Genomic DNA, 7,700 nt, shown 5'->3' with positions numbered 1-7,700 from the left:
TTATCGAGAAGGGACTCAATGGGTTGTTAATCTTGCTTTCAGTTTGATTGCTGCTACAACTATTGGTATTATTCTCAGGTTTGTTTTAGGAAGTTGAAGTGCGATATAGCTAAGACTAGGCTTTGCGATCGCCACTAACTCAAAATCTTCTTTGCTAATCTCTCAGACAAAGCCAAAATATCATAAAATCGGGCAATCTTTTGCATCCAATCAGCCGGAATATCTTTAACACCATAATATAATCCAGCCAAACCTCCCGCTAATGCCGCGATCGTATCCGTACTCTCTCCTAAATTAACTGCTTTTAAAACAGTTTCAGTATAAGAAGAACTATTTAATAAACACCAGAGAACCGCTTCTAAAGTATGAACAGTATATCCTCCCGAATGAATTTCTGCTTGGGAAAGTTCGGCTAAATTTCCCCCAATAATATTCTGGAATTGAGACAATTGATCGTTATAAGGAGGGTGCCAATAAAATGGCTCAATCCGAGCAATTCCTTGTAAATAAGCTATTTTTGGATCGTATCCTCGCAACAAATCGATCGCGATACTCACATAAAAACCGCAAGCCATTTGCGATCGCGGATGGGCGTGGGTAATTTGTGAAATCTTATGAATGCGATCGAGTAATTCCGGAAAAGGCAATAAATGATGGAAAAAAACAAAAGGCAAAGTTCTCACTAAAGACCCGTTACCATTACTCATTTCCTCCGTTTCCCCCGACAGTTGCGGCGATATCCCTTCCCGTAAATGGGCGATCGCCTTAGCCGTCGTAAAGCCAATATCAAAACGCTGTCCGTGAGGAGTCCAAACTTGACCCTCGTACCAGCAAGAAAGCAAATTTGCCGTCTCATCCACCAAAGCATCCGATTGAATATTATCTTGCCAACAGAGTGCATCAGCAACGCAAAACATCAAAGAACTTTCATCGGACCAAGTTCCTGGGGGTTGGTTGTGGGTGCCGTATCCTTGCATCCCCGTGACGGGAGTTTTTTGCAGTTGCGATCGCGGGGAAAACTCCACTGGAACCCCCAAAGCATCTCCAATACAAAACCCTAATAACCCCGATAAAATTTTTCCCGCCAAAAGTTGCGCTTGTACCCTTTCCATAGTGTTCGCTGCGCCGTGGTGTAGCCTATTCGTAATCATCTGAGTCTGTTCCTGATTAATTTTCGCCCGCACAAAAATGACTCTTGTGGCTGCACCCTCTTTCTTTTTACACAATGTCGAACCCCGAATCCGAAGATTTTGTCGAACAGTCTTGGCTATGGCGTTTTGTCATGGCACTTCTCCTGGTTGGACAACTCGGGTTGCGCCTCTTCAAGGGCAGAATTTATCCGCGTGCCTTTCTCGAACAACTCGCCAAAGCCGGACCTCGTTCCCTCTTACCTGTTATTTTAATCGCAATTTCCGCCAGTGCCATCTTTACCATTCAAACCGCGCGGGAATTAAACCGTTTTGGGGCAATTAATGCCCTGGGAGGAGCCTTTGCCTTAGCCTTTTGTCGGGAGTTAGGTCCGGTATTAACTGCGAGTATTGTCGCAGGACAGGTAGGATCGGCTTATGCGGCGGAATTAGGCGCGATGCGGGTAACGGAACAAATTGATGCGTTAATGATGTTAAAAACCGATCCTATCGATTATTTGGTCTTACCGAGGGCGATCGCCTGTTGCGTAATGTTACCCCTCTTAAGCATTTGCGCGATCGCCGTGGGAATTATTTCTGGGATGCTGGTAGCAAGGCAATTTTATCATCTCAATTCTTGGCTATTTTTACAATCGGTGCGCTCGTTTTTAACCCCTTTAGATTTGCTGGCAGTTTTGCTGAAAGGGTTTCTCTTTGGTATTGTTGTCTCGGCGATCGGCTGTAGTTGGGGTTTAACGACCCAGGGAGGGGCAAAGGAGGTGGGACAATCTTCTACCAATGCTGTTGTTACGACATGGATCGCTATTTTTATGCTGGATTTTCTACTCTCTTTGGTATTATTTAAAACGCCTATTCTTTAATATTGCTTGCTACACTGGCTAAAGTTGAATTGTTCTCAATCTCGAAAATCAAGATGATTATCGCATCTCCTCCCGCAAGGCGATCGGGAATCCTCAATGAACAATAAAACTAATTCTTAACCTATAACTGCTGTAATAAAAAGCATAAAAGAACAAATTATGGCCACCAATATGAAACAACCCGATCCCGCCCAAAATATCTTAGGCTATCAACAGCAACCCTTAGATGTATTTTTCCGACCCCAAAATGTTGCGATCGTTGGTGCCAGCGAAAAATCCAGCAGTGTTGGACGCACTCTCCTCTGGAACTTAATCGGACATCCCTTCGGTGGTACTGTTTTTCCCGTTAACCCCAAGCGAAAGAGTGTTTTAGGGATTAAGGCATATCCTAGTATTAGCGCCGTTCCTGCCGCCGTAGATCTAGCGATCGTGGCGACTCCCGCAGCGACAGTTCCCCAAGTTATCGCCGAATGTGGACAAGCAGGAGTCAAAGGCGCGATCGTTATCTCCGCAGGCTTTAAAGAAATTGGTTCTCAAGGCATTGAACTAGAACGACAAATTTTAGAAATTGCCCGTCGCTACAAAATGCGAATTATCGGACCGAATTGCTTAGGAGTGATGAACCCGATCGATGGTTTAAATGCAACTTTTGCTGGCGCGATCGCCCGTCCCGGTAAGGTAGGATTTATCTCCCAAAGCGGGGCATTGTGTACCTCGATCCTCGATTGGAGTTTTCGGGAAAATGTTGGTTTTAGTGCCTTCGTTTCCATCGGTTCGATGTTAGATGTCGGTTGGGGGGATCTCCTCGACTACCTCGGGGACGATCCTCATACGGAAAGTATTGTTATCTATATGGAAAGCATCGGTAATGCCAGGTCTTTCCTCTCTTCTGCCCGAGAAGTTGCTCGCACTAAACCGATTATTGTTATTAAAGCCGGACGCACAGAAGCAGCAGCAGCAGCAGCAGCCTCTCATACAGGGTCATTAGCGGGCAGCGATGATGTTCTCGATGCCGCTTTCCGACGTTGTGGCGTGTTGCGGGTTGATACTATTGACGACCTCTTTAATATGGCAGAAGTCCTCGCCAAGCAACCGAGGCCGAAAGGAAAATGCTTGACGATCCTCACCAATGCTGGAGGACCGGGGGTTCTCACTACCGATGCTCTCATTGCTGGCGGCGGGGAATTAGCTACCCTGTCGGAAGAGACGATCCGCGCCCTTGATGAGATTTTGCCCCCTCACTGGAGCCATAGCAACCCCATTGATATTTTAGGAGATGCAGACCCCGATCGCTATGGCAAGGCGATCGAAATTGCCCTCAACGATCCCAACAGCGACGGTTTGCTGGCGATCCTCACCCCTCAAGCTATGACAGCACCCACCCAAACCGCCCAGAAGTTTTTAGAGGTCCTGCAAAGCAAAGTTTATCCCCTCAAGCCAATTTTGGCTAGTTGGATGGGAGGAAATAGCATTACCCCTGGGGAAGAATTGCTCAATAATGCCAAGATTTTTACGCTACCTTTCCCGGATACTGCCGCACGGGTGTTTAACTATATGTGGCGCTATGCTTATAATTTACAGGGCTTATACGAAACCCCTACCCTTTCCCAGGATAGCGAAAATAATGTCCTCGATCGCGATCGCGTTACCGCAACTATTGAGGCGATCCGTGCCAAAGGGCGCACTTTACTCACAGAATATGAGTCGAAACAACTCTTAGAAGCCTACAAAATTCCCACCATTCCTACTCACGTTGCTACCCATGTTGATGAAGCCGTGGAACAAGCGACAAAAATTGGCTATCCCGTGGTCTTGAAACTTAACTCTATGACTATTACTCACAAAACCGATGTTGGTGGCGTGCGTTTATTATTGCAGGATGAAAAGGCCGTGCGGGGTGCCTATCAAGGAATTGCCGCCTCGGTGACGGAGAAAGTGGGGGCAGAACATTTCCAAGGGGTGACGGTGCAACCGATGTTACAGATGTCTAGCGGGGACTATGAATTGATTATCGGCAGTAGTTTCGACCCGCAATTTGGTCCCGTCTTACTGTTTGGTACCGGAGGTTCTTTAGTGGAGGTCTTTAAAGATCGTTCCCTTGCTATTCCTCCTTTAAATACTACATTAGTGCGGCGCATGATGGAGCAAACGAAAATTTACCAAGCCTTGCAAGGAGTAAGGGGACAAGCGGCAGTAGACTTGGCTGCTTTAGAACAGGCGATCGTCCGTTTTAGTCAGTTGGTGGTGGAACAGCGTTGGATTAAGGAAATTGAAATTAATCCCTTATTGGCTTCTTCTCAACACTTTATCGCTTTAGACGCGCGGGTGGTGCTGCACGATCTCGAGGTGCAAGAGGAAGACATTCCCAAACCCGCTATTTGTCCTTATCCTTTGGAGTATGTTGCCCCTTGGACTATGAAAGATGGGACAAAAGTTACTATTCGCCCCATCCGTCCGGAAGATGAACCCTTGGCGGTGAAATTTCACGAACCTTTATCTGAGGAGAGTATTTATCTGCGTTATTTTCACTTAATTGCTTTGAAAGCGCGAATTGCTCACGATCGCCTCTCTCGTCTCTGTTTTATTGACTACGATCGCGAGATGGCCTTGGTCGCAGATTATCAAAACCCAGAGACGGGAGAACGGGAAATTCTGGCGGTGGCTCGCTTGCAGGAGGTACACGGCACCAATGAGGCAGAATTTGCCGCTTTAGTCAGCGATCGCTTTCAATATCAAGGGTTAGGGACTGAGTTATTAAAACGCTTGGTGGCGATCGGGCGCGATCGTAATTTATCTCGCATCGTTGCAGAAATTCTCCCGGAAAATGGGGCGATGCAGCGTGTCTGTGAAAAAGCGGGTTTTAAACTCTCACGCTACACCTCTGATATCGTCAGCGCAGAATTAGAACTCGACAGCAAACCTCTGGTTGATGGGCAATGAATTAATCATATCAAATCCGCATAAATACCATAATTAAAAATAGTGGAAGCGTCTCGCTCCCACTAGGGTAATATCCAAGGATTGACTCATTCACTACTGTTGAATATAACGACTGGCAACATACTGCCCCGAACCGATTTGCGCCCAAGCTGAATTGGGAAAACCGATGACATTGACCGTGGCCCCGTTTTTCAAGTTTCCGACAACAGTGCCAGTTGTACTCGGGCTGCTGCGAATATTCAAGCCCGATGCTGTGACCCGATAGCGTCCGGAAGTAGACGGACGGATATTTGCACTGGCTTGACGCACGGTACCGGTACTGGCAGCAACAGAGCCACCGCGCAATGTACTCATGGTTCGAGGTCCAGCAACGCCATCCACTGACAATTTTGCATCCCGTTGAAACTGACGCAACGCATCTAGGGTTTGCTGTCCGAATGTACCGCGACCGCTTCCATTTGCACCATAACTGATAGCATAACCGCGATTTCTCAACAGGGTTTGCAACTCTTCCACGGCGGCTCCTCGAGCCCCCATAGTCAAATAGCTTCCTCCCGTATTCGCAGCAGTGCTATTGCTAACAGCAGGAACACTGGTATTAGCGGTCGAACCGCCAACCCCCAAACCTTTTAAGGCGGCAAGGGTACGAGAACCAACAATACCATCGGGGGTTAAACCCATCTTTTGTTGGAAAGTACGGACAGCGCTTGCGGTTTGTGGTCCGTACTTTCCGCGTCCGCCCCCATTGGCACCATAACTGATAGCATAACCGCGATTTCTCAATAGGGTTTGCACTTCGGCAACATCATTTCCCTGCATTCCTGCCCTCAGCATCCGTTGTGCCAGTGCGGGATCCGCAGCACTGAGAATTCCGGCAACCAAGGCCGCAGTTAAAAGACTCAAGCAGACTGAATGACTGAAATTGTTCCCGATGGTGAATAAGTTCAAATCAGGCAGATCGTATTCAATCCCTTCCATTTCCTCGCGAAGGAGATATCCTTGAGTGTAAGCAATTGTGTCCAAAATTCTTTCCTCCTCTAAACTGTAACGATCGCAATAATAACGAGAAATAAAGTTTGACTCCTTTTCTCGATTATATTTTATTCTCTCTTCATCCCTTGAAAGTGACAATATCTTGCAAAGCGGCCACAACGATCGCAATATTGTCTTCTGTTAGCCCTGGATACATGGGCAAGGAAAGGATTTCTTGGCATAATTTCTCGGCATGAGGAAAATCCCCTTTTTGGTGGCCCAGAAACTTGTAGGCGGGTTGTAGATGGCAGGGAATGGGGTAATGAATGCCGGTTTGAATGCCGCGATCGCCGAGTTGTTTTTGCATTTCATCCCGGTTCAGGGGACAGGAAGAGTTAATGCGAATGATGTAAAGATGATAGATATGCCCGGTTCCGCTTTGGTTGTGGAGAGAGGTAATACCATCTTGATTTAAAGACGCTAAAGCCGCATCATAGCTGCGGGCGGCGCGATTGCGATCGCGGTTCCAGCCCTCAAGATGGGGCAGTTTGAGATTGAGAATAGCAGCTTGTAGGGTGTCGAGGCGACTATTTGTACCTAATTCCTCGTGAATGTATTTTTGGGTGGCCCCGTAGTTGCGATAACAGCGTATTTTCTGGGCGATCGCTTCCTCATCGGTGAGGACGATACCGCCATTCCCCAAAGAACCTAAATTTTTACTGGGGTAAAAACTATAAGCCGCAGCTTGACCGATTGTACCCGCTTTTCTCCCCTCCCGTTCCGCCAAATGAGCCTGGGCTGCGTCTTCCAAAATCAGGAGATTATGAGTTGTGGCGAAGTCTTGCAAGCGAGAGGGAGAAACCATCTGTCCGTAGAGATGAACGGGTATAATCGCCTTAGTTTGAGGGGTAATGGCTTTGGCTGCGGCTTCAAGATCGATTAAAGCCGTTGCGGGATCGCAGTCTACGAGAACCGGTTTAGCACCGCTTCGCAATGCCCCAATTACCGTGGCAATAAAGGTGTTAGTGGGAATGAGAACTTCATCTCCAACCCCAATGCCATTCGCTTGCAAACCCAGGGCGATCGCTTCGGTACCGGAACTCACCCCCACCCCATATTTAACCCCTGAAGCCGCCGCAAAAGCACGTTCAAACTCCGTCACCGCTTTGCCTAAAATAAAGTCCCCATCTCGAACTACCGTCATGAGGGCTTCTTGAATCTTGGCTTCTAGGGGTTGGTGTTGTAGAGAAAGATCGACAAAAGGTACTGTCATAATTGGATAAATAGCGAGGTAGAGGATCGGAGTCGGAAAATTAGTCAGGCGATCGCCTTAAATTTAATTTCCTCATTCCTTTTTACTCTTCCCTGTCCCTAAATGCCACTCTCTTAATCTAAGATGCTGAAACTTTTCTCAAAAACAATTCAAAGAATCTACGCTATTTTCCCCCAGGGATTCTTCCTTGGCGATCGCGCCTTACCTGTAATTTGTATTCTGGGGCTATTTGCGTTTCCTTCTCCCTTCCTCCTAACCAAAACCTATGAGGGGTTTCAAGTTGACGTTGATGAGTGCAACTTTGACGGGACCTCCGGTTGGTTTTACTGGTATATTGATACCTTTGGACTGTGTAACATCGTGATGGTTGCCAATGAAGAAGAAGCCCTCCGACAATCCTCGGAAATTTTAGAGTATTCTTTTAGTGTCGTCAGAAGTGGATATGGTGTGAACTTGGGAAATTAGCTTTTTTCTGTCCTGTTTGTCTTGTAAGGAAAACTCGATTGC

The 7,700-nt window shown here is 47.1% G+C and carries 6 protein-coding genes; 3 read left to right on the top strand and 3 right to left on the bottom strand.

Annotated features, from left to right (window positions below):
- Window positions 1–134: 134 nt before the first annotated feature.
- Window positions 135–1,151 (bottom strand): ADP-ribosylglycohydrolase family protein, encoded by a 1,017-nt coding sequence (locus JUI58_RS16320; protein ID WP_204104858.1) that lies wholly within the window; start codon window positions 1,149–1,151, stop codon window positions 135–137.
- A gap of 74 nt (window positions 1,152–1,225) precedes the next feature.
- Between JUI58_RS16320 and JUI58_RS16315 the strand changes: the two genes are divergently transcribed.
- Together JUI58_RS16315 and JUI58_RS16310 are read left to right on the top strand one after the other, a co-directional pair.
- Window positions 1,226–2,008: an MlaE family lipid ABC transporter permease subunit gene (locus JUI58_RS16315; RefSeq protein ID WP_204104857.1), complete on the top strand. Its 783-nt coding sequence runs from the start codon at window positions 1,226–1,228 to the stop codon at window positions 2,006–2,008.
- Window positions 2,009–2,167: 159 nt separating this feature from the next.
- Window positions 2,168–4,948: a bifunctional acetate--CoA ligase family protein/GNAT family N-acetyltransferase gene (locus JUI58_RS16310; RefSeq protein WP_239121524.1), complete on the top strand. Its 2,781-nt coding sequence runs from the start codon at window positions 2,168–2,170 to the stop codon at window positions 4,946–4,948.
- Between the two features lie 93 nt (window positions 4,949–5,041).
- On the opposite strand, the gene JUI58_RS16305 is transcribed toward JUI58_RS16310, so the two are convergent.
- Together JUI58_RS16305 and JUI58_RS16300 are read right to left on the bottom strand one after the other, a co-directional pair.
- Complete coding sequence (locus JUI58_RS16305; RefSeq protein ID WP_204104856.1) at window positions 5,042–6,079, bottom strand: peptidoglycan-binding protein; 1,038 nt, start codon at window positions 6,077–6,079, stop codon at window positions 5,042–5,044.
- Window positions 6,060–7,193 carry a DegT/DnrJ/EryC1/StrS family aminotransferase gene (locus tag JUI58_RS16300; RefSeq protein WP_204104855.1) on the bottom strand — a complete coding sequence of 378 codons (1,134 nt, stop codon included), beginning with the start codon at window positions 7,191–7,193 and terminating at the stop codon, window positions 6,060–6,062. The genes JUI58_RS16305 and JUI58_RS16300 overlap by 20 nt, the downstream gene beginning before the upstream one ends.
- A 123-nt stretch (window positions 7,194–7,316) precedes the next feature.
- Here JUI58_RS16300 and JUI58_RS16295 point away from each other — a divergent pair, with 123 nt between their 5' ends.
- Entirely contained in the window at window positions 7,317–7,658 is a 342-nt protein-coding gene (locus tag JUI58_RS16295) for a hypothetical protein (protein WP_204104854.1), read from the top strand.
- Window positions 7,659–7,700: the final 42 nt, after the last annotated feature.

The organism is Spirulina sp. CCY15215 (assembly GCF_016888125.1).
Lineage (GTDB): Bacteria > Cyanobacteriota > Cyanobacteriia > Cyanobacteriales > Spirulinaceae > CCY15215.
Note: the sequence above shows the minus strand (reverse complement) of the source record. Positions and strands in the feature narration are given on the sequence as shown.